General features: G+C 60.1%; 17 protein-coding genes and 1 tRNA gene. 12 read left to right on the top strand and 6 right to left on the bottom strand.

Annotation, left to right across the window (positions count from 1 at the left end):
- Positions 1-192: 192 nt before the first annotated feature.
- Positions 193-1,053: a DegV family protein gene (locus I6E42_RS00385; protein ID WP_235369723.1), complete on the bottom strand. Its 861-nt coding sequence runs from the start codon at positions 1,051-1,053 to the stop codon at positions 193-195.
- A gap of 205 nt (positions 1,054-1,258) precedes the next feature.
- On the opposite strand from I6E42_RS00385, the gene I6E42_RS00380 reads away from it, so the two are divergent.
- From I6E42_RS00380 to I6E42_RS00370, 3 genes are all read left to right on the top strand, one after another.
- Positions 1,259-1,777, top strand: a complete 519-nt coding sequence (locus I6E42_RS00380) for a DUF1836 domain-containing protein (RefSeq protein WP_235369722.1) — start codon at positions 1,259-1,261, stop codon at positions 1,775-1,777.
- Positions 1,778-1,894: 117 nt separating this feature from the next.
- Positions 1,895-2,191 carry a metal-sensing transcriptional repressor gene (locus I6E42_RS00375; protein WP_235369721.1) on the top strand — a complete coding sequence of 99 codons (297 nt, stop codon included), beginning with the start codon at positions 1,895-1,897 and terminating at the stop codon, positions 2,189-2,191.
- Between the two features lie 86 nt (positions 2,192-2,277).
- A complete protein-coding gene (locus I6E42_RS00370; protein WP_235369720.1) occupies positions 2,278-4,794 on the top strand; it encodes a heavy metal translocating P-type ATPase in 2,517 nt (838 codons plus the stop codon).
- Between the two features lie 588 nt (positions 4,795-5,382).
- Here the strand turns inward: I6E42_RS00370 and I6E42_RS00365 are convergent.
- Positions 5,383-5,459, bottom strand: a tRNA-Pro gene (locus I6E42_RS00365).
- 249 nt (positions 5,460-5,708) lie between these two features.
- Here I6E42_RS00365 and I6E42_RS00360 point away from each other — a divergent pair.
- Both I6E42_RS00360 and I6E42_RS00355 read left to right on the top strand, forming a co-directional pair.
- Positions 5,709-6,047: a histidine triad nucleotide-binding protein gene (locus I6E42_RS00360; protein ID WP_235369719.1), complete on the top strand. Its 339-nt coding sequence runs from the start codon at positions 5,709-5,711 to the stop codon at positions 6,045-6,047.
- 203 nt (positions 6,048-6,250) lie between these two features.
- Positions 6,251-7,429, top strand: coding sequence for a mandelate racemase/muconate lactonizing enzyme family protein (locus I6E42_RS00355; RefSeq protein WP_235369718.1), 1,179 nt, complete (start codon positions 6,251-6,253; stop codon positions 7,427-7,429).
- 52 nt (positions 7,430-7,481) lie between these two features.
- Here I6E42_RS00355 and I6E42_RS00350 read toward each other — a convergent pair whose 3' ends face one another.
- Complete coding sequence (locus tag I6E42_RS00350) at positions 7,482-8,300, bottom strand: formate/nitrite transporter family protein (RefSeq protein WP_235369717.1); 819 nt, start codon at positions 8,298-8,300, stop codon at positions 7,482-7,484.
- A 383-nt stretch (positions 8,301-8,683) separates the two neighbouring features.
- On the opposite strand from I6E42_RS00350, the gene I6E42_RS00345 reads away from it, so the two are divergent.
- A complete protein-coding gene (locus I6E42_RS00345) occupies positions 8,684-10,360 on the top strand; it encodes a formate--tetrahydrofolate ligase (RefSeq protein ID WP_235369716.1) in 1,677 nt (558 codons plus the stop codon).
- 200 nt (positions 10,361-10,560) lie between these two features.
- Here I6E42_RS00345 and I6E42_RS00340 read toward each other — a convergent pair whose 3' ends face one another.
- The 3 genes from I6E42_RS00340 to I6E42_RS00330 form a co-directional block, all read right to left on the bottom strand.
- Complete coding sequence (locus I6E42_RS00340) at positions 10,561-10,998, bottom strand: Lrp/AsnC family transcriptional regulator (RefSeq protein WP_235369715.1); 438 nt, start codon at positions 10,996-10,998, stop codon at positions 10,561-10,563.
- 31 nt (positions 10,999-11,029) lie between these two features.
- Entirely contained in the window at positions 11,030-12,256 is a 1,227-nt protein-coding gene (gene hutI / locus I6E42_RS00335) for an imidazolonepropionase (RefSeq protein ID WP_235369714.1), read from the bottom strand.
- 178 nt (positions 12,257-12,434) lie between these two features.
- Entirely contained in the window at positions 12,435-14,456 is a 2,022-nt protein-coding gene (locus tag I6E42_RS00330) for a urocanate hydratase (RefSeq protein WP_235369713.1), read from the bottom strand.
- 180 nt (positions 14,457-14,636) lie between these two features.
- On the opposite strand from I6E42_RS00330, the gene I6E42_RS00325 reads away from it, so the two are divergent.
- The 6 genes from I6E42_RS00325 (at position 14,637) to I6E42_RS00300 (ending at position 20,375) form a co-directional block, all read left to right on the top strand.
- Entirely contained in the window at positions 14,637-15,572 is a 936-nt protein-coding gene (locus I6E42_RS00325; protein WP_235369712.1) for a LysR family transcriptional regulator, read from the top strand.
- A 294-nt stretch (positions 15,573-15,866) separates the two neighbouring features.
- Entirely contained in the window at positions 15,867-16,781 is a 915-nt protein-coding gene (gene ftcD, locus I6E42_RS00320) for a glutamate formimidoyltransferase (RefSeq protein ID WP_235369711.1), read from the top strand.
- A gap of 33 nt (positions 16,782-16,814) precedes the next feature.
- Positions 16,815-17,453: a cyclodeaminase/cyclohydrolase family protein gene (locus tag I6E42_RS00315; RefSeq protein ID WP_235369710.1), complete on the top strand. Its 639-nt coding sequence runs from the start codon at positions 16,815-16,817 to the stop codon at positions 17,451-17,453.
- A gap of 126 nt (positions 17,454-17,579) precedes the next feature.
- A complete protein-coding gene (locus tag I6E42_RS00310; RefSeq protein ID WP_235369709.1) occupies positions 17,580-18,176 on the top strand; it encodes a HutD family protein in 597 nt (198 codons plus the stop codon).
- Between the two features lie 31 nt (positions 18,177-18,207).
- Positions 18,208-19,077, top strand: a complete 870-nt coding sequence (locus tag I6E42_RS00305; protein ID WP_235369708.1) for a bifunctional 5,10-methylenetetrahydrofolate dehydrogenase/5,10-methenyltetrahydrofolate cyclohydrolase — start codon at positions 18,208-18,210, stop codon at positions 19,075-19,077.
- 29 nt (positions 19,078-19,106) lie between these two features.
- Entirely contained in the window at positions 19,107-20,375 is a 1,269-nt protein-coding gene (locus I6E42_RS00300) for a bifunctional folylpolyglutamate synthase/dihydrofolate synthase (RefSeq protein WP_235369707.1), read from the top strand.
- Positions 20,376-20,468 lie beyond the last annotated feature (93 nt).

Here is a 20,468-nt window from a genome sequence, read left to right as displayed (position 1 = left end):
TCCCAGTATGGTCAAAGAAAATATGTTGATCAATTGTACACCATGCGCCCTGGAAATACAAGATTCTTTCCCGGAATCCGGTCACGGCGGGGAGGCGCCGCCGACAGATAGCTTGCCCTGTTTTACAAAAAAGCGGCCGCAAACGCGGCCGCTTTTTTCAAGCATATGGTAAATTAGGGTTTACCGGCAGCTTCACGGGTTCCCCGCGAAGCCGACGATGCCAAAGCAGCTGGGACCGCCGTGGCAGGTGATGACGCATCCGGTCTTCATCCAGGTGACTTTTCGGAAGCCGTGGGCGGCGGCGCACTCCTCCGCCGCTCTGCGGCAGGCGTCATCCAGGCCGGGGGACCAGATAAAATACAGATGTTCCCGATCCAGTTGGTGCTTGTCCGCGAAGTCCCCGATCAGCTTCGGGATCTGTTTGACGAGGGCGCCGCGGTACTTCTTCTTGGCCAGCAGCCGTCCGTCGATGATCTCAATGCAGGGGTGCAGGTTCAGCAGGTTGCCTGTCAGCGCCACCACGTTGCTGACCCGGCCTCCGGCCCGCAGGTAGTCCAGGTTGCGGGGCAGAAAGCACATCTGCGTCCGGGCGCAGATCTCCCGCACCGCCGCCACGGCCTCCTCCACGTCCATCTCAGGATGCTCCCGCAGCAGCTTGGCCGCCTCCAACACTACAGCCGCCTGGCCCACGGAAACGTGCTTGGTATCGATGTGGGTCACATAATCCCGGCCCTCTGAGGCCAGGAGGGCGTTTTGATAGGAGCAGGTGGTGACCGCGGAGTAGGCCAGGTGCAGAATGTGCTTTTCCGGCCATTTCTGGTGGATCTCATCCAGGACCCGGGTGAAATTATCCGGCGTGCTGGCGCTGGTCTGGGGAACCCGCCCGGTGGCGTCATAGTAGGCGCACACATCCTCCGCGGGGAAGGTACCGTCGTCCAACGTCCGGTCCCCCATGGAGACGTGCATGGGCACCAGCCAGACCCCGTATTCCCGGGCCAGTTCCGGGGTAAGGTCAGACCCTGTCTCCGCCACCAAAACGATATGCTGTTCCATCGGTCATTTCTCCTTATGCTGCGCTCCCGGCGGGAACCGGAGCGGGATTTTTTTCTTGGATAGGGGGCTGGGATGTTTCCAACACCGCGGCCCAATTCATCCTAGCATATTTCAAAAAACTCGTCAAGGAGTTTTAAAAACTCTATTTCGAGGTGCTCTTGACTTTTTTCGCCGCGCAAAATATAATGCAGGTATGGATAAGAAAATGAAAAGCGCATTGGCAGATCCCATGCGGGCCTTCCGGCTGCCCCGCTATGGGGAATTGCCTGATGTGGGGCTCTATTTGGAGCAGACAACCAAATATATCAATCACTATCTGAAGCCCCTTGGGTGTATCGAGATCACCGGTTCCATGATCCGTAACTACGTGAAAATGGGACTGGTCACCAACCCTGTCAAAAAGCAGTACAAGGCCGATCAGATCGCCCATTTGATCAGCGTCACCATCTTGAAACAGGTGATGTCTCTGGAGCACATCAGCCAGCTTTTTGCCCGGCAGAAGGAGGTCTACACCGACCCGGTGGCTTACGACTATTTTTGTACGGAGCTGGAGAATATCCTCTATTTCCGGTTTGGACTCAAGGATTCCGTGGACGATGTGGGCGTCACCTTTTCTGTGGAAAAGGACATGCTGCGCAGCGCCATCATCGCAGTTTCCCACATGATCTATCTGGACGCTTGTTTTGGGCAGTTGGAGTCCGGCGGCCCGGTGGGCATTTGCTGAGGCTCCCACGAGAATAGAAAGCCCCGCTTTCAGCATGAGCCGGAAGTGGGGCGGTTTTTTATACCTTGACAAATACCCCGTTGGGGTATATAATGCGGAAGAAAGGTGGGATAGGCTGTGGAGGAGTGCTGCTGCCACAAGACCAAAGAACGTTCCCAGGAGGAGTATAAGAATCTGATCCACCGGCTGAACCGGGTGGAGGGTCAGATCCGGGGGATCCGCGGCATGGTGGAAAAAAACGCTTACTGCCCGGACATTCTGACGCAGGTGGCGGCGGCCAACGCGGCGCTGAACGCCTTCAGCAAGGAGCTGCTGGCCCAGCATATCCGCACCTGTGTGGCCCGGGACATCCGGGAGGGCAGGGACGAGACAATCGAAGAATTGGTTGCCACGCTGCAGAAACTGATGAAGTAGGAAATCCGAAAGCGGGACATGATAAGGACAGCCGCTGGGAAACAGCGGACATCATCTGCCGCATAGGGGGAACTCCGGAGGAAATCATGAAACAATACAATGTCACTGGCATGAGCTGCGCGGCCTGCAGTGCCAGGGTGGAAAAGGCCGTGTCCAAAGTGCCCGGCGTCACAGCCTGCTCCGTCAGCCTGCTGACCAATTCCATGGGCGTGGAGGGAACTGCTTCCCCCGGCGAGGTCATCGCCGCTGTGGAGGGGGCCGGGTACGGCGCTTCGGAGAAAGGAGCGTCTGCCCCCAAAAGCGGCGGGGCGGCGGGGGAGGACGCCCTGCGGGACCTGGAGACCCCGGTGCTGAAACGGCGCCTGCTCTGGTCCGTGGGGTTCCTGCTGGTCCTGATGTACTTCTCCATGGGCCACATGATGTGGGGCTGGCCCCTGCCGTCCTTCTATGACGGGAACCATGTGGCCATGGGCCTGACCCAGCTGCTGCTCACGGTGGCCGTCATGGTCATCAACCAAAAATTTTTTGTCAGCGGGTTCAAGAGCCTGTGGCACCGGGCGCCGAATATGGACACCCTGGTGGCCCTGGGCTCCGCCGCGGCCTTCGTGTACAGCACCTACGCCCTGTTCGCCATGACGGACGCCCAGATAAAGGGGAATTCGGAGGCTGTCATGGCCTATATGCACGAATTCTACTTCGAATCCGCCGCCATGATCCTGACCCTCATCACGGTGGGCAAGATGCTGGAGGCCCGTTCCAAGGGCAGGACCACCGATGCCCTGAAGGGGTTGATGAAGCTGGCCCCCAAGACCGCGACGGTGCTGCGGAACGGCAAGGAGGCGGAGGTCTCCATCGAGCAGGTGCGGAAAGACGACGTGTTTGTGGTGCGCCCCGGCGAGACGGTCCCGGTGGATGGCGTGGTGTTGGAGGGCGCCAGCGCGGTCAACGAGTCCGCCCTCACCGGCGAGAGCATCCCGGTGGACAAAAACGTGGGAGACGCGGTGTCCGCCGCCACCCTGAACCAGTCCGGCTTCCTCAAATGCCGGGCCACCCGGGTGGGGGAGGACACCACCCTGTCTCAGATCATCCAAATGGTCAGTGACGCGGCAGCCACCAAGGCCCCCATCGCCAAGATCGCGGACCGGGTCTCCGGTGTGTTTGTCCCCGCCGTCATCACCATCGCCGCGGTCACCACCATCGTCTGGCTGCTGCTGGGCAGGACCGCGGGCTTCGCCCTGGCGCGGGGCATCTCCGTACTGGTCATCTCCTGTCCCTGCGCCCTGGGTCTGGCTACGCCGGTGGCCATCATGGTGGGCAACGGCATGGGGGCGAAAAACGGCATCTTGTTTAAAACCGCCGCCTCTCTGGAGGAGACCGGCCAGGTGGAGATCGTGGCCCTGGACAAGACCGGCACCATCACCAGCGGCGAGCCCAAGGTGACGGATATCATCCCGGCTCCGGACAACACGGAGGAGGGTCTGCTGACCCTGGCCGCCTGTCTGGAAGGCCCTTCGGGGCACCCTCTGGCCAAGGCCATTGTGGAGGAGGCTGCCAAACATAGCCTGTCTCTGACACCAGTCAGCGACTTTTCCGCCGTCCATGGCCGAGGCGTCCGGGCGGTCATGGAAGACTGCACCTTCATCGGTGGGAACCGGGCTATGCTGGAGGAGGCGGGCATCGTCCCCGGCGGGCTCTCCGGCCGGGCCGACGCCCTAGCCGCCCAAGGCAAAACCCCCATGTACTTTGCCAATGAGACGCTGAAAACGCCTCTGGGCGTAATCGCTGTGGCGGATGTCATCAAGGAGGACAGCCCCCAGGCGGTACAGGAACTGCGGAATATGGGCATCCGGGTTGTCATGCTCACCGGCGACAACGAGCGCACCGCAAAGGCCATCGGCGCCCAGGCCGGGGTGGACGAGGTCATCGCCGGGGTCCTGCCGGAGGGGAAGGAGAGCGTGATCCGTTCGCTGAAACAGCAGGGCAAGGTGGCCATGGTGGGCGACGGGATCAACGACGCCCCGGCCCTGACCCGGGCGGACATGGGGATCGCCATTGGAGCGGGCACGGACGTGGCCATCGACGCGGCGGACGTGGTGCTGATGAAGAGCCGGCTCTCCGACGTGCCCGCCGCCATCCGCCTCAGCCGGGCCACCCTGCGGAATATCCATCAGAACCTGTTCTGGGCGTTTTTCTATAACACCATCGGCATCCCGTTGGCTGCCGGCGTGTTCATTCCCCTGGGCCTGACGCTGAACCCCATGTTCGGCGCCGCGGCCATGAGCCTCAGCAGCTTCTGTGTGGTGTCCAACGCCCTGAGGCTGAATCTGTTTGATCTGCGGAACACCGCGAACGATAAAGCTATCAAAGTGAAACAAAAGGAGGAACAAAAAAACATGGAAAAGACAATGAAGATCGAGGGCATGATGTGCATGCACTGCGAGGCACGGGTCAAGAAGGCGCTGGAGGCGCTGCCCCAGGTGGAGCAGGCGGCGGTGAGCCATGAGGCGGGTACCGCCGTGGTGACTTTGAAGTCCGATGTTTCCGACGAGGTGCTGAAGAAGACGGTGGAGGACCAGGACTATACTGTGACCGGGATCCAGTGATCGGGAACGAAACAGCCGCTGCATTGGAGCTTTAAACGATTCGTGAAATTTCACGACATGCTGTCTGAGCTGTAAGCAGAAAGCACGGAACAGCGCAGAAGTGATCCACGGGACGAATATATAGACGAAGAGCCGGTAACCCGTTGCCCATTGGGCACGGATTATCGGCTCTTGTGTTTGGAGACGGTCAAGAATGGTCTGTGTGATAGGACGGTTTGATAAGAAATAAGGGAGATTTTGGAGCAGAAAGCGAAACAACAGGCCGAACAACAGAAGAGTGGGGATGACGCTCCCGCCATGTTGCATCCTGCACGTGAATAAAGACGCTCATACCATCCGGGGGAGTCCAAGTCTTGGAACGAAAAATCTGCTTGCCTTGGGTATCTCTGCCGACACAAGTTTTGAATTTATAGGATACGATTCTGCCAGATTTTTTCTTTAGAGTGATACTTGCCATTGATAAACACCCTTCCCAGGTGACCAATGTTTTTCGAAAGGTGTTGACCCATTTGTTGACCCGCTTACATCTTTTGCCATTTCAATGTAAAGCAAAAAGCCTTGCAGTTCATTGAACCACAAGGCTTTTCTTGGTCCGAGTGACTGGATTCGAACCAGCGGCCTCTTGAACCCCATTCAAGCGCGATACCAAACTTCGCCACACCCGGATATTTTCGATTTTGCTTGGCTGTCTCAGACAGCTTATACATAATAGCACATAGGAAAAGAAAAAGCAATACCTTTTTTGAAAAAAATCGCTTTTGACATTTCGTGTAAAAGACAGGGGGAAAACAAGACAAAACAGGGCAATTTTGCTGAACTGAGGAGCGTAAAACGGAAAAGTGAAGGGCTTTTTCTGGCCGGGGGCTTGCCCTTTTGAATCGTTTGGGATAAAATGACGCAAAGGAGGTTTTTCCATGTCTGATTGTCTGTTTTGTAAGATCGCGGAAGGTCAGATCCCGTCCAGCAAGGTCTATGAGGACGAGGTGTGTTATGCTTTCAACGACATCTCGCCCCAGGCTCCCACTCACTTTCTGGTGATCCCCAAGGCCCATATCGGCTCTGTGGCTGAGGTCAATGAGGATAACGCGGCTGTGGTGGCCCACATTTTTGCCGTCATCTCCAAGGTGACCAAGGAGTTGGGTCTGGACAGCTACCGTGTGGTGTCCAATATCGGTGAGCAGGCGGGGCAAAGTGTGCATCACTTGCATTTCCACGTACTGAGCGGCCGCGACATGACCTGGCCTCCGGGCTAAGCAGCAGAAAGCGTCTCAGCTTCCCGTGCGGAGCTGGGGCGCTTTTTTGTGTGCGGAAGTTTTTTTGAGATTTTATCAGATTTCTGTTGCATTTCTGTGAATAATGTATACAATTGAATCAGCGTAGTGAAGCGGCAAAGCGGTCCGGTTTCATGGAAGGAGAGCGGCCTCCGCTCCGCAGCGGTGAAAGGGGCAGATTCATCATGAAAATTACAAAAGTAGAAGTTCTTCATTTGAAAACCAAGCTGAAGGGCGGCCACTGGCGTCCCGTGGTGTGCCGGATCCATACGGATGCCGGGATCTATGGAGACGGCGAGGCTGCTTTGGCCTACGGCGAGGCCCAGGTGGCGGCTTACGGCATCGTCCAGAACATGGCCCGGCTCATCATCGGCATGGACCCGTTGGACACGGAGGTGATCTGGGACAAGCTGTACCGGAGCACGTTCTGGGGACAGAATGGCGGCCCGGTGATCAACGCAGGAATCAGCGCCATCGACATTGCCCTCTGGGACATCAAGGGAAAATATTTCGGCGTCCCTGTGTACAAGCTCCTGGGCGGCAAGAAGCGGGAAAACCTGCGGGCCTATGCCAGCCAGCTGCAATTCGGCTGGGGCCCGGACATCATTCCGGCCTGCACCCTGGAGGATTACGCCCGGGAGGGCAAAAAGGCTGTGGCAGAGGGGTACGACTGCGTGAAGTATGACTTTTTCACCTTCGCACCCGACGGCCGCAAGTATACGGACGAGGACCGGCTGGGCCTGCGGGACCCCAAGACCATCCGTCTTCTGACCCAGCGTGTGGAAGCGGTCCGCGAGGCCATTGGCCCCGATGTGGATCTGATCATTGAGAACCACAGCTATACCGACGCGCTGAGCGCCATTCAGTATGGAAACGCCATCAAGCATTTGAATATCTTCTATTTCGAAGAGCCCACGACGCCCACGCCCGGACTGACAAAGCTGGTGGGAGACAAGACGGGGCTGCCCATCGCCACCGGAGAGCGCATCTATACCAGGTGGCAGTATGCGGAGTACTTCAAGGAGAACGCGATCCAGGTGATCCAGCCTGACATTGGTACCTGCGGCGGGATCAGCGAGGTGAAGAAGGTGTGCGACATGGCCTATGTCTATGATGTGGGCGTCCAGGTCCACGCCTGCGGCAGTCCCATCTCTACTGCCGCCGCCCTCCAGGTGGAGGCGGTCATCCCCAATTTTGTGATCCATGAGCACCACACCTATGCCCTGAGTCCCTACAATATCGAGCTCTGCAAATATGACTATCAGCCGATCAACGGCAAATACCAGGTGCCTGAGCTGCCTGGTATTGGGCAGGAGCTGTCTGAGACGGCGTTCCGGAACTGTGATATGACGGTCATTCAATGAAAAAAGGCTCCCCGTCCGCAAGACGGGGAGCTTTCTTTTGGAAAGAGCCGATTCAGCGCTTTTTCAGGTGGCAGAACCACATCAGCCAGCCCAGCGCGGCGCCGCCCAGGATATTGCCCAGGGTGACGGGGATCAGATTGCCCGCCAGGAAGTTGGTCAGGGTGAGGGCGGACAGGTCCACGCCCGACTCGGCGGCCAACTGGGCGTAAGCGGGGACCGCCTTGGCCATCAGGCCGGCGGAAATGTAGTACATGTTGGCGACGCAGTGCTCAAAGCCGCACAGGACGAAGTAGCACACCGGCAGAAACGCGCCGAGGATCTTACCGGTGGTATCCTTGGCGGACATGGCCATGAGCACCCCCAGACAGACCAGCAAGTTGCACAGAATGCCCAGCACCACGCCGTTGCCGAAGGGGATGGCGCACTTTCCGGCGGCCACCTTCATGGTGTAGACGGCCAAGGCGCCGCCGGAGTAATTCAGCTGTCCGAAGAAGGCGCAGCCCGCGGCCACGGCCAGGGCGCCCGCGAAGTTAGCCAGATACACGATGACCCAACTGCGGAGCATCTGGGTGAAGGTGCAGCGCTTATCCAGTACAGAGAGGGTGATCAGGCAATTGCCGGTGAAGAGCTCCGCGCCCATGATGACCACCATACCCAGGCCGAAGGGGAAGAGCAGCCCACAGATGGTCCGGGCGATCCAGGTGTCCTGAATGCCGTAGACGGCGGTGTTGGTGGCGGCGCTGCCCAGGGCAATGAGGGCGCCGGCCAGGACGCCCAGCACCACGAGAAGGGGGGTGGAGCGCTTGGCCTTTCCGGCGCCCACTTCAGCGTATTTTGCCGCGATCTCTGCGGGGGAGAGAGACGATTCCATGGAGTGATCCATCCTTTCCAAAATCCGTATTTTGGGACACACAGGGGGCCTGCCGCCCCCTGTGAAAATGTTGATTACAGCATAGCATAGGGAACAGAAGAATGCAAACACAAAAAAGAAAAGACGCATTTCCCGTCGAAATGCACAAAAAATTGGGAGAAGTCTTGGGGGGAAAGGGCCTCGGGGCGGAAAAGAAAAATTGGGTCCTTTTTTTATTTTGAAAATAAGAAACCTTGCTTAATAAAGAAAAGTGGGGGGGCAAAAAAGGAAAAAGGAAAATCTTTACGAAATCGCCGGTTTTGCGGTAAAATAGGATCATCGAGAGAAACGATTCCCGGGGAGGCCCCGGGAAATAAAAGAAAAAATTTTGAGGAGGAGCCCACATGAGTTTCAAGACTGACATCGAGATCGCTCAGGAATCCACCATGCTGCCTATCGAAGAGGTTGCTGCCAAGATCGGCATCGGCCCCGAGGCCCTGGAGCACTACGGCCACTACAAGGCCAAGGTCGACATCCACTCCCTGAAGGATCTGCCCCGGAAGTCCAAGCTGGTTCTGGTGACCGCCATCAGCCCCACCCCCGCCGGCGAGGGCAAGACCACCACTTCCGTGGGTCTGGCCGACGCTCTGAACAAGATCGGCAAGAAGACCATCGTCTGCCTGCGTGAGCCCTCCCTGGGTCCCGTGTTCGGCGTCAAGGGCGGCGCTGCCGGCGGCGGCTACGCTCAGGTCGTCCCCATGGAGGACATCAACCTGCACTTCACCGGCGACTTCAACGCCATCGGCATCGCCAACAACCTGATGTCCGCCCTGATCGACAACCACATCCAGCAGGGCAACGCTCTGGACATCGACGTGCGCAACATCCCCTGGAAGCGCGTTGTGGACATGAATGACCGCCAGCTGCGCCACATCGTCTGCGGCCTGGGCGGCAAGGCCTCCGGCGTGCCCCGTGAGGATGGCTTCGACATCGTGGTTGCTTCCGAGATCATGGCCGTTCTGTGCCTGTCCTCCGGCCTGGCCGACATGAAGCAGCGTCTGGCCAAGATGGTCGTCGCCTACAACCGCGCCGGCGAGCCCATCACCGCCCATGACCTGCAGGCCGAGGGCGCCATGGCTGCCGTCCTGAAGGACGCCATCAAGCCCAACCTGGTCCAGACTCTGGAGCACACCCCCGCCTTCATCCACGGCGGCCCCTTCGCCAACATCGCCCACGGCTGCAACTCCATCCAGGCCACTGAGACTGCTATGAAGCTGGCCGAATACACCGTCACCGAGGCCGGCTTCGCTGCTGACCTGGGCGCTGAGAAGTTCCTGGACATCAAGTGCCGCGCCGGCGGGTTCCATCCCGACGCTGTGGTCATCGTTGCCACCGTCCGCGCCCTGAAGTATCACGGCGGCGTGGCCAAAGCCGACCTGAACAACGAGAATCTGGAGGCTCTGGAGAAGGGCCTGCCCAACCTGCTGCAGCATGTGGACAACGTGAAGAACGTCTATGGCCTGCCCTGCGTGGTCGCCATCAACGCCTTCCCCACCGACACCGAGGCCGAGCTGAAGCTGGTGGAGGAGAAGTGCAAGGAGCAGGGCGTCAACGTCCGCCTGTCCGAGGTCTGGGCCAAGGGCGGCGAGGGCGGCAAGGCTCTGGCCGAGGAGGTCGTCCGCCTCTGCGAGGAGGAGAGCAGCGATTCCTTCAAGTTCGTCTACGATCTGGACACCACCATTGAGGAGAAGCTGAATGCCATCGCCACCAAGGTCTACCGCGCTGACGGCGTGGTGCTGACTGCCGACGCCAAGAAGCAGATCAAGCAGCTGACTGAGATGGGCTTTGACAAGATGCCCATCTGCATGGCCAAGACTCAGTTCTCCTTCTCCGACGATCAGACCAAGCTGGGCGCTCCCCGCGGCTTCAAGATCACTGTCCGCGAGGTGAAGGTCAACGCCGGCGCCGGCTTCCTGGTTGCCAAGACCGGCAACATCATGACCATGCCCGGCCTGCCCAAGGTCCCCGCTGCCAACCGCATCGACATCGACGAGAACGGCAAGATCACCGGCCTGTTCTAATCGAACCGGCGGTTCGCTCCCTATCGCCGGCAGGCGAAGGGGGAGAAAGTGTGATTACTGCAAACGGCCCCACGGTATTTCGTACCGTGGGGCCGTTTTTGCGCCTGGAGGAGAAGAACATTCAAGGACGAACCCCGGACTTTAAAATAAAAAATAGCCGGAGGCCGCTGCCAGCGGCCTCCGGCTGTTCCATAAAAGGGTCAGCGGGGGAGAACGATCTCTTTTGTCTCAAAATAGGTTTTGAGCTGTACAGAGGTCTGGGAGTCTCCGTAACGCTTGATGGCGGACAACAGCTCGTCCAGTTCCCGGGTGCCCCGGACCGCGAAACGGAGCAGGGCATTGAAGACGCCGATCACATGGTAGTGGCTGATGATGGCGGGGTTTTTCTGGCAGAACTCGCAGAAGCTGTTGTATTTTTCCGGTTCCGGAGCCACCAGGATGAAGCCGGTCATACTGCAGTCCAGCTGCTCCCGGTCCACGTCAATGCGGTAATCCCGGATGATCTTTTTTTCTTCCATGCGGTGGATGCGCTCGGAGACCGCCGGAGCGGTGAGGCCCACTTGGTCACCGATTTGCCGCAAAGTGGTACGGGAGTCGGCTTGAAGGATATTCAGGATCTGATAATCTGTCCGGTCCATCCCGGTTTTCTCCTTTCTGAGGGTGCGCGGTTCAGACCACGACGCCCTTCTTGATCACAGTCTTAGCCAGATTGCTGCCCACACGGTAGCAGATATAATCCAGGTCGGGGGCGTCCCAGATCACCAGGTCACCCTGCTTGCCGGGCTCCACGGAACCCACCTTGTCGGCCATTCGGATAGCCGCGGCGCCGTTCAGAGTGACGGCGGTCAGGACCTCCTCGGGCGTCAGCTTGTACTTCAGACAGCCCAGGTTGATGACAAACTGCAGGTTCAGGCAGGGGCAGGAGCCGGGGTTAAAGTCGGTGGCCATGGCCACAGGGACACCGGCCTTCACCATATCCCGGGCAGGGGCAAAGACAGCGCCCAGGTTGAAGCTGGTGGCGGGGAGCAGGCAGGCGATGACGCCGCCCTTGGCCAGGCTTTCAATGCCCTCGGGCGGGCACACGATCAGGTGCTCGGAGGAGATGGCGCCGATCTCGCCTGCCAGGATGGAGCCGCCGATGGCCTCGATCTCGTCGGCGTGGATCTTGGGGGTCAGGCCGTACTTCTTGCCGGCCTCCAGCACCTGGCGGGACTCCTCAACGGTAAAGGTGTCAGCCTCGCAAAAAACGTCGTTGAACTGGGCGATCCCCTGCTTGGCCACCAGGGGGATCATTTCCTCGCAGACCAGGCGGATATACTCCGCGCGGTTGTTTTTGTACTCGGCGGGGACCAGATGAGCGCCCATGAAGGTGGCGACGATGTCCATGGCGTGGCGGTCGTTCAGGTTTTTGATGACCTGCAGGGCCTTCAGCTCATGCTCGGTGGCCAGACCGTAGCCGCTCTTGGCCTCCACGGTGGTGGTGCCGAAGCCCATCATCTCATCCAGGGCCTTGGCGGCCTTCTGGGTCAGCTCCTCCTCGGTGGCCTGACGGGTGGCATTGGTGGTGGACTGGATACCGCCGCCGGCGTTCTGGATCTCCAGGTAGGTCTTGCCGTGGAGTTTCATGCCCAGCTCGTTCTGGCGCCAACCGCCGAAAATCAGGTGGGTGTGGGCGTCCACCAGGCCGGGGGTGACCAGGTTGCCGCCGGCGTCCAGCACCTGGGCGTCCTCGACAGCGGGGGCCGCACCGGTGCCGACCTGGGCGATGATGCCGTCCTCTACCAGGACCCAGGCGTCCTTCAGGATCTGGATCTGGCCCTGCTCCGTGCCCTTTTTGGCGGCGGTGCCCAGGGGGGTGGCCAACATACCGATATTTTTCAGCAATAATTTGCTCATGTGCATACATCCTTTCCGAAAAGACGGAGCCGGACCGGCCCTGTCTCAGCATAATTGGATCACGGTGTACCAATAATAGGAAAACACACTTTCCGAAGGTTGTCAAGTTCAAAAAAGGGGGCGTGCGAACACGCCCCCTCTTTCAAGAGTTCACTGGATTTGGTTCAGCCCGAAAGGCTCAGCCCTTCATGGACTTGACCGCCTCAGCAACAATCGCGTCGTCGGCCAGGTAGGGCAGAGTGATGTGATCCTGACCCTTGTACATCTCGTTGTACTCAACCACGGTGGTCAGAGCATTCTCGTTCCGGGCCCAGGCGCGGCGGGAAACGCCCACCATGGTGTCCCAAGGCATGGCCATCTTCAGGATGTTGTCCACGCGCTCGGAGCCGTCCAGAACCATGCCGAAGCCGCCGTTGATGGAGTTGCCGATACCGGTGCCGCCGCCGTTGTGCAGAGCGATGTAGCTCATGCCGCGGGCCGCGTTGCCGGCGTAGCACTGGGTAGCCATCTCGGCCATGATGTTGGAGCCGTCCTTGATGTTGGAGGTCTCACGGAAGGGGGCGTCGGTTCCGCCGGTGTCGTGGTGGTCACGGCCCAGGATGACGGGACCGATCTCGCCGTTGCGGACCATCTCGTTGAACTTCAGAGCCAGGTTCATGCGGCCCATGGCGTCCTGGTACAGGATGCGGCACTGGGTACCCACGACCAGCTTGTTCTTCTTGGCGTCACGGACCCAGACATAGTTGTCGTAGTCCTGATAACGGCGGTTGTGGTTCTTGATGTACTCGGCGGCGGCGGCGTCGGTCTTGTCCAGGTCCTCGGGGTTCCGGGACAGGCAGCACCAACGGAAGGGACCGTAGCCGAAGTCGAACAGGCAGGGACCCAGGATGTCTTCCACGTAGGAGGGGAAGATGAAGCCGTCCAGGTCGTTCTCGCCGTTCTTGCAGATGGACTTGACGCCAGTGTCGTACACGGCCTTCAGGAAGCTGTTGCCGTAGTCGAAGAAGTAGGTGCCCCGGTCATGGAGCTTGCAGATCATCTCATAGTGGTGCTGCAGGGTCTTGTCGACCAGCTTGGCGAAGCCCTCGGGATCCTTGTCCAGCATCTCGGTGCGCTCCTCGAAGGTCAGGCCCTGGGGGCAGTAGCCGCCGTCGTAAGGCACGTGGCAGGAGGTCTGGTCGGACAGCAGATCAACATGGATGTTGTTGTCGTACAGGTACTCCAGCAGGTCCACCACGTTGCCGTGGTAAGCGACGGCGCAGGGCTCCTTGTCCTCCATGTGCTGCTTGGCGATGGCCCAGGCCTCCTCCAGGCTGTCGGTGCGGTGGCTGACCCAACCCTGGGTGTAGCGGGTCTCGATACGGGAGTCGTCCACCTCGGCGATGATGGAAGCGGCGCCGGCGATCTCAGCGGCCTTGCCCTGAGCGCCGGACATGCCGCCCAGACCGGCGGAGACGAACAGGCGGCCGGCCAGGTTGCCGTCCTGGGGGATGCCCAGCTTCAGACGGCCGGCGTTCAGCAGGGTGTTGAAGGTGCCGTGGACGATGCCCTGGGGACCGATGTACATCCAGCCGCCGGCGGTCATCTGGCCGTAGTTGGCGACGCCCAGAGCGGCGGCGCGGTTGAAGTTCTTCTGATCGTCGAAGGTACCCACCATCAGGCCGTTGGAGATGATGACGCGGGGGGCCATCTTGTGGCTGTGGAACAGGCCCAGGGGGTGGCCGGACATGACCACCAGGGTCTGCTCGTCGGTCAGGACCTCCAGGTACTTCTTGATCAGGCGGTACTGCATCCAGTTCTGGCAGACCTGGCCGGTCTCACCGTAGGTGACCAACTCATAGGGATACAGGGCGACGTCGAAGTCCAGGTTGTTGTCGATCATGACCTGGATGGCGCGGCCCTCGATGCAGGCGCCCTTGTACTCGTCGATGGGCTTGCCGTACAGCTTGCCGACGGGACGGAAGCGGTAGCCATAGATACGGCCGTGCTCTTCCAGCTCCTGGGCGAACTCCTTGGCCATCTGGGCGTGATGGTCGGGATGGATGTAGCGCAGGGCGTTCTTGATGGCCAGAGCTTTGTCCGCCTCGGACAGGTGGGACTCGCGGCGGGGAGCGCGGCGGTAGCCCTCCTCAAAGGCGGGATACTCGGGCAGCTCGTAGTCGAGCTTGATGGTCATCGCGTCGTTGATGTTACCATTCATTGCAGTTCCCTCGTTTCTTAAAAATTTTGTGAGAATTGGCTCTCGATGCTTAAAGAATTCTCTCTACATATTGCATTTTAACGGAAAATCGCTAGAATGAAAAGTACCGATATTATATATTAGCTATATAAAAAAGGTATATCGCCCAAAAACTATAAAAGGAAAGGGAGATATGAAGCGATGAATTTTAAGCAGCTCGAATATTTTTCCGCTGTTGCAGAGGCAAAGAGCATTTCCATGGCGGCAAAGAAGCTCCATGTGGCCCAGCCGCCGGTGAGCCGGCAGATCTCCATGCTGGAGGATGAGCTGGGGGTATGCTTATTTCTGCGCAATAACAAGGGCATCGAACTGACCGAGGCGGGCCGCAGCCTCTATGAGCAGAGCCAGCAGATGTTCCAGAATCTCAGGCGGATGACGGACAGCGTCCGGGACATCGACGCCGGGGTGAGGGGTCTGCTGAAGCTGGGCGTGATCTACTCGGACTTACCTGTAGTCATGGAGCATTTAAAGGAGTACCACGCCTGTTATCCCCAGGTGGAGCTGTATATCCGTCTGGGCTCCCCCAACGACCTGCTGGAAGACCTGAACCGGGGAGAACTGCATCTGCTCTTTCTGCGCAGCCAGTCGAAGGTGGTCTCCGGCCTGCGGGAGAAGGTGCTGGGGGAGGACCCCCTGGAGCTGGTCATGACGGCGGAGACCGACCCAGCCCCCGGCCAGGACTTTGTGCCCATCCAGGCGCTGAAGGGGGTACCCATGTGCCTGCTGCGCAGCGACGACCTGTGGGGATACAGCAGCCATCTGCGCAGCGAGTGCCAGCGGGAGGGATTCTTCGCCAATGTGGTGTGCCAGTGCTATGACACCCCCATGGCCATGCAGATGGTGCAGGCGGGATTCGGCGTCAGCTATCTGCCCCGTTCCATCGTGGCCACCCACCCCAATTCCGGCATCTACACCAAGCCCATCCTGGGCCTGACGGCCAAATCCTATCCCACCCTGGTCTGGAGCGACAACATCTATTACGCCAACTGCGTGAAGCAGTTCATTTCCATGGCCGGCTCGGAAGCCTGGCAATATGTGCAGGAAGAGGAGAAAGAGGAGGGTGAGCCCGGTGTTTAAAGGGCATTTTTTCAATAAAAGGATAATTGGAATGGCTTTGCCGGAGCGGGATATTTCCGGCGTACCGGCCTGTTGACTGACTGATTCTTGGAAAAGGATTCTGGTTAAAAATATTAAACGTTGCGGGAAAAATGCTTTTGCGGCGACATTAACAAAAAAACCGGTTTATGGTATAATGTCCCCAAAAGAACCCGAAACCCGGCGCGATCCCGTCAGTAACCGGGCACGGCGTCCTGCCCGTGTCCGTTTATGGAAAGATAGGAAGCATCAAAAAATTTATAGGAGGAAATCAAAATGGCTAAGCTCGTAGAGTGTATCCCCAATTTCAGCTGCAGCAAGGAGAAGGACGAGGCCACTTATAACGCTCTGGTGGAAGCCGCCAACAGCGTGCCCGGCTGCACCCTGTTCGACGCTCAGACCGACGGCAACCACAACCGCTGCGTGTTCACCCTGATCGGCAACATCGACGCCATCGAGGAGGTCGCTTTCCAGCTGACCAAGGTGGCCACTGAGCGCATCGACATGACCAAGCACAAGGGCGAGCACAAGCGCATGGGCGCCACCGACGTCATCCCCTTCGTTCCCCAGTCCAAGGACGTCACCGTGGAGGAGTGCGTGGAGCTGTCCAAGCGTCTGGCCCAGCGCATCTGGGACGAGCTGAAGGTCCCCTCCTTCCTGTATGAGGACTCCGCCACCCGTCCCGAGCGCCGCAATCTGGCCACCTGCCGCAAGGGCGAGTTCGAGGGCATGCCCGAGAAGCTGCTGCAGCCCGAGTGGGCTCCCGACTACGGCGAGCGGAAGATCCACCCCACCGCCGGCATCACCGCCATCGGCGCCCGTATGCCCCTGGTCGCCTTCAATGTGAACCTGGCCACCTCCGACGTGGAAGTCGCCAAGAAGATTGCCAAGGTCATCCGTGGTTCCTCCGGCGGCTTCCGCAGCTGCAAGGCCATGGGCTTCATGATGGAGGACCGGGGCATCGCTCAGGTCTCCATGAACATGGTCAACTATGAGGACACCCCCCTGTACGTGGTCTATGAGCAGATCAAGGCCCTGGCTGAGCGCTACGGCACCTACATTGTGGACAGCGAGATCGTGGGCCTGACCCCCGCCAAGGCCATGATCGATTGCGCCGAGTTCTACCTGAAGGCCCGTGACTTCGACTGCCACAACCAGATCATGGAGTATCACCTCCTGGACATGAAGTAAGCGGAAGAGCGGAAAGAAAAGGAGATAAACGACATGAAGAAATTAGCCGAACTGCAGACTGCTGAGTTTGTGGACCTGCTGGCCTCTGACGCTCCCGCTCCCGGCGGCGGCTCCGCTGCCGCTCTGGAAGGCGCTCTGGGCGCCGCCCTCACCGCCATGGTGTGCGGCCTGACCACCGTGGGCAAGAGCAAGGAGAAGTACGCCGAGTATCAGGAGTTCGTCATCGAGAGCCAGAAGAAGGCCACCGACCTGAAGGCACGCTTTGTGGACGTGATGGACCGGGACACCGAGGCTTTCAACGTGGTCAGCGCCGCTTTCGGTATGCCCAAGGCCACCGACGAGGAGAAGGCTGCCCGCTCCGCCGCCATCCAGAAGGGTCTGGAGGGCTGCACCGCCACTCCCTTTGAGATGATGGAGCTGGCCACCGAGACTCTGGAGCTCACCGCCGAGCTGCTGGGCAAGACCAACGACAGCGCCGCCAGCGACCTGGGCGTCTCCGCCCTGTCCCTGCGCGCCGCCATCCAGGGCGCCTGGCTGAACGTGCTCATCAACATCGGCAGCCTGAAGAACAAGGCTCTGGCCGAGGACTACCGCGCCAAGGGCGAGGCCATGCTGGCCAAGGCTCTGCCTCTGGCTGACAAGATCTACGAGACCGTTCTGGCTGCTATGTAAATCATGACGGACGGGCTTTGCCTGTCCGGGACTGGGGGAGGCCGCTTCGGCGGCCTTCCTCTGTCGCTATTTTGAGGAAAAACAGGGCGGCTATATGGTCTGCTTTGTTTGGAAGGGGACCTACCAATGGAATGGAAGCTGTTGACCCAAGAGGATTATGTGACCACCCTGTGGTCCGGCGGGACCACCACCCAGCTGGCCATCGCGCCCGAGGGCGCGGTTTACGCCGACCGGGACTTCCTGTGGCGGTTCAGCTCCGCCCGGGTGGAGCTGGAGCACTCCGACTTTACGCCGCTGCCCGACTATGTCCGGCTGATCTCCGTGCTCCATGGGGACCTGGATATGAAAGTGGGGGAGGGGGAACGGTTTGGCCTGGAACCCCTGACCCTCTGCTCCTTTGACGGGGGCGTCCCCGTGGAGTCCTGGGGCCAGTGTACCGACTACAACCTGATGCTGCGGAAGGGCCGTGCCCAGGGAAACGCCCAGTCTCTGGCGCTGGAGGCCGGCTCCGCTTTGACCTGGACCCCCGCTGTTCCCGCTCCCATGGAATACCCTGGCTGCACCGTGGCCCTGTACTGTGTGTCCGGTGCCGCGGAGGTGGACGGTGTGGCTGTACAGGAGGGCCAGTTCCTGCTGTGCCGCCAGGCAGACCCCACCCGAAAGGTGAAGCTGTCCAGCCGGACGGGCGCATCCTTCATGGCCGCGGTGATCTTCACCCGCTGAGCCTCATTGGAAGAAAAGGAGCTGATTTCCCATGGCCCAACTGCTTACCGGCGCCCCGGTAGCCGAGGCGCTGTGCGCCCGGCTCAGAGAGGGCGTGGCCCTGCTGAAGAGCCGGGAGGTGACCCCCACCGTGGCCATCGTCCGGGTAGGGGAGCGTCCGGCCGACCTGTCCTATGAGCGGGGGTTTACCAAGCGGGCCCAGTCGCTGGGCATCGCGGTGATCCGCACCCTGCTGCCCGAGGATGTGGGCGAGGGGGAGCTGATCCAGGTCTTGGAGGAGATCAGCGGTAACCGCCGTATCCACGGCTGTCTGCTGTTCCGTCCCCTGCCGCCCCGCCTGAATACGCCCGCGGTGATGGGAGCCCTGTGCCCGGAGAAGGACATCGACTCCATGACCAGCACCTCTATGGGCGGACTGATGGTCCAGGGGGCGGCGGGTTTCCCGCCCTGTACCGCCGCGGCCTGTATGGCCCTGCTGGGCCACTACCGGGTGGAGCTGCCCGGACGGAACGTGGTCATGGTGGGCAGCGGTATGACAGTGGGGATGCCCACCGCCATTCTGCTCATGAACCAGGGGGCCACGGTGTCTGTGTGCAATATCTTCACCGATCCCGGGCGCATGGCGGAGCTGTGTCGGAGCGCGGATGTGATCATCTCCGCCGCCGGGAAGGCCGGGCTCATCGGACGGGACCATGTCCGTCCCGGCCAGGCGGTGGTGGATGTGGGAGTCAGCCCCGGACCGGACGGTAAGCTCCACGGAGATGTGGCCTTTGACCAGGTGGAACCTGTGGTGGCCGCACTGACCCCGGTGCCCGGAGGAGTGGGGGCGGTGACCTCCACGGTACTGGCTGCCCACACGGTGGAGGCGGCTTTGCGCGCTCAGGGTTTGGCCCTGGAATAAGGAAATGACATGGTAAGGAGGCGCGGCCTATGACCGGCCAGGAAGCTGTTGAACTGATCCATCAGGAGGCGTGGACCGGGCGGAAACCGGGGCTGGAGCGGACCACGGAGCTGCTCCGGCGGCTGGGAGACCCCCATAAAGGCCTGAAATTCATCCATATTACCGGCACCAACGGAAAGGGCTCCACCGCCGCCATGGTGGCCTCAGTCCTGACCCGGGCGGGGCTGAAAACGGGATTGTACACCTCCCCCCACCTGTGGCGCTTCCACGAGCGGTTTCAGGTCAACGGACAGCCCATTCCGGACGCGGACCTGGGCCGCATTGCGGAGCAGGTGATCCGTGCTGGCAAAGGAATGGAGGACCCGGCCACGGAGTTCGAGCTGATGACCGCCGTGGGGATGCTCTATTTCCGGGAGGCGGGCTGCGATCTGGTGGTGCTGGAGGTGGGCCTTGGGGGCCGCCTGGACTCCACCAATGTGATCCCTGCCCCTGAGGCGGCTGTCATCACCAACATCGGTCTGGAGCACACCCAGGAACTGGGGAATACCAGGGCGCTGATCGCCGCGGAAAAGGCAGGCATCCTGAAAACCGGGTGCTCCGCCGTTCTCTACCACCAGAGCCGGGAGGTGGAGGAGGTGGTGGAGGCGGCCTGCCGCAAGGTGGGCGTCCCGCTGACCATCACCGCCCCTGATACCCTGGAGGTCCTGTCCTCCGGACGGGAGGGCCAGATATTCCGCTACCGGGGCATGGGCCCCTTCCGGATCGGGCTGTTGGGGGATTACCAGACCTTGAACGCCACGGTGGCCATTGATGTGATCCTGTCCCTGCGGGAGCGGGGGTGGCACATCTCCGGGGAGGCCCTGGAGCAGGGACTGGAGAAGGCTGTCTGGCCCGCACGGATGGAGCTGGCCCGCCGGGAGCCGGATGTGATCCTGGACGGCGGCCACAACCCCCAGTGTATGGAAGCGTTGAGTCAGAGTCTGGCCCAGCTGTATCCCGGGAAAAAGATCTGGTTCCTGACTGGCGTGCTGGCGGACAAGGACTATCCCTCCATGTTCGGACAGATCATCCCCTTGGCTAAAGGCTTCGTCACCATCACCCCGGACAGTCCCCGGGCCCTGACGGCCCAGGATCTGGCTGCCTATCTGGAGAAGCGGGGGCAGCGTGCCTTTCCCTGCGGCTCCACGCAGGAAGGCGTGGAAAAGGTACTGGAGCTGGCCGGTCCCGAGGATACGGTCTGCATCTGCGGGTCCCTCTACATGATCGGAGAGGTCCGGCATATTCTGGGACTTTGCTGACCGCGGACAATCAAATAATATGCTGAAAGCGGGCGCCATAGGCGCCCGCTTTCAGCATAAAAAGGGGGGAGAGAGAAAAAGAAAAGAGCGATG

It is taken from the genome of Pseudoflavonifractor phocaeensis (genome assembly GCF_021531815.1).
Lineage (GTDB): Bacteria > Bacillota > Clostridia > Oscillospirales > Oscillospiraceae > Lawsonibacter > Lawsonibacter phocaeensis_A.
Note: the sequence above shows the minus strand (reverse complement) of the source record. Positions and strands in the feature narration are given on the sequence as shown.

Coding starts and splice junctions, on each gene's coding strand:
- I6E42_RS00370 (WP_235369720.1), top strand. CDS start 2,278: ATGAAACAATACAATGTCACTGGCATGAGCTGCGCGGCCTGCAGTGCC.
- I6E42_RS00310 (WP_235369709.1), top strand. CDS start 17,580: ATGGAATGGAAGCTGTTGACCCAAGAGGATTATGTGACCACCCTGTGG.
- I6E42_RS00350 (WP_235369717.1), bottom strand. CDS start 8,300: ATGGAATCGTCTCTCTCCCCCGCAGAGATCGCGGCAAAATACGCTGAA.
- ftcD (WP_235369711.1), top strand. CDS start 15,867: ATGGCTAAGCTCGTAGAGTGTATCCCCAATTTCAGCTGCAGCAAGGAG.
- hutI (WP_235369714.1), bottom strand. CDS start 12,256: ATGAGCAAATTATTGCTGAAAAATATCGGTATGTTGGCCACCCCCCTG.
- I6E42_RS00360 (WP_235369719.1), top strand. CDS start 5,709: ATGTCTGATTGTCTGTTTTGTAAGATCGCGGAAGGTCAGATCCCGTCC.
- I6E42_RS00300 (WP_235369707.1), top strand. CDS start 19,107: ATGACCGGCCAGGAAGCTGTTGAACTGATCCATCAGGAGGCGTGGACC.
- I6E42_RS00305 (WP_235369708.1), top strand. CDS start 18,208: ATGGCCCAACTGCTTACCGGCGCCCCGGTAGCCGAGGCGCTGTGCGCC.
- I6E42_RS00385 (WP_235369723.1), bottom strand. CDS start 1,053: ATGGAACAGCATATCGTTTTGGTGGCGGAGACAGGGTCTGACCTTACC.
- I6E42_RS00355 (WP_235369718.1), top strand. CDS start 6,251: ATGAAAATTACAAAAGTAGAAGTTCTTCATTTGAAAACCAAGCTGAAG.
- I6E42_RS00345 (WP_235369716.1), top strand. CDS start 8,684: ATGAGTTTCAAGACTGACATCGAGATCGCTCAGGAATCCACCATGCTG.
- I6E42_RS00325 (WP_235369712.1), top strand. CDS start 14,637: ATGAATTTTAAGCAGCTCGAATATTTTTCCGCTGTTGCAGAGGCAAAG.
- I6E42_RS00330 (WP_235369713.1), bottom strand. CDS start 14,456: ATGAATGGTAACATCAACGACGCGATGACCATCAAGCTCGACTACGAG.
- I6E42_RS00315 (WP_235369710.1), top strand. CDS start 16,815: ATGAAGAAATTAGCCGAACTGCAGACTGCTGAGTTTGTGGACCTGCTG.
- I6E42_RS00380 (WP_235369722.1), top strand. CDS start 1,259: ATGAAAAGCGCATTGGCAGATCCCATGCGGGCCTTCCGGCTGCCCCGC.
- I6E42_RS00340 (WP_235369715.1), bottom strand. CDS start 10,998: ATGGACCGGACAGATTATCAGATCCTGAATATCCTTCAAGCCGACTCC.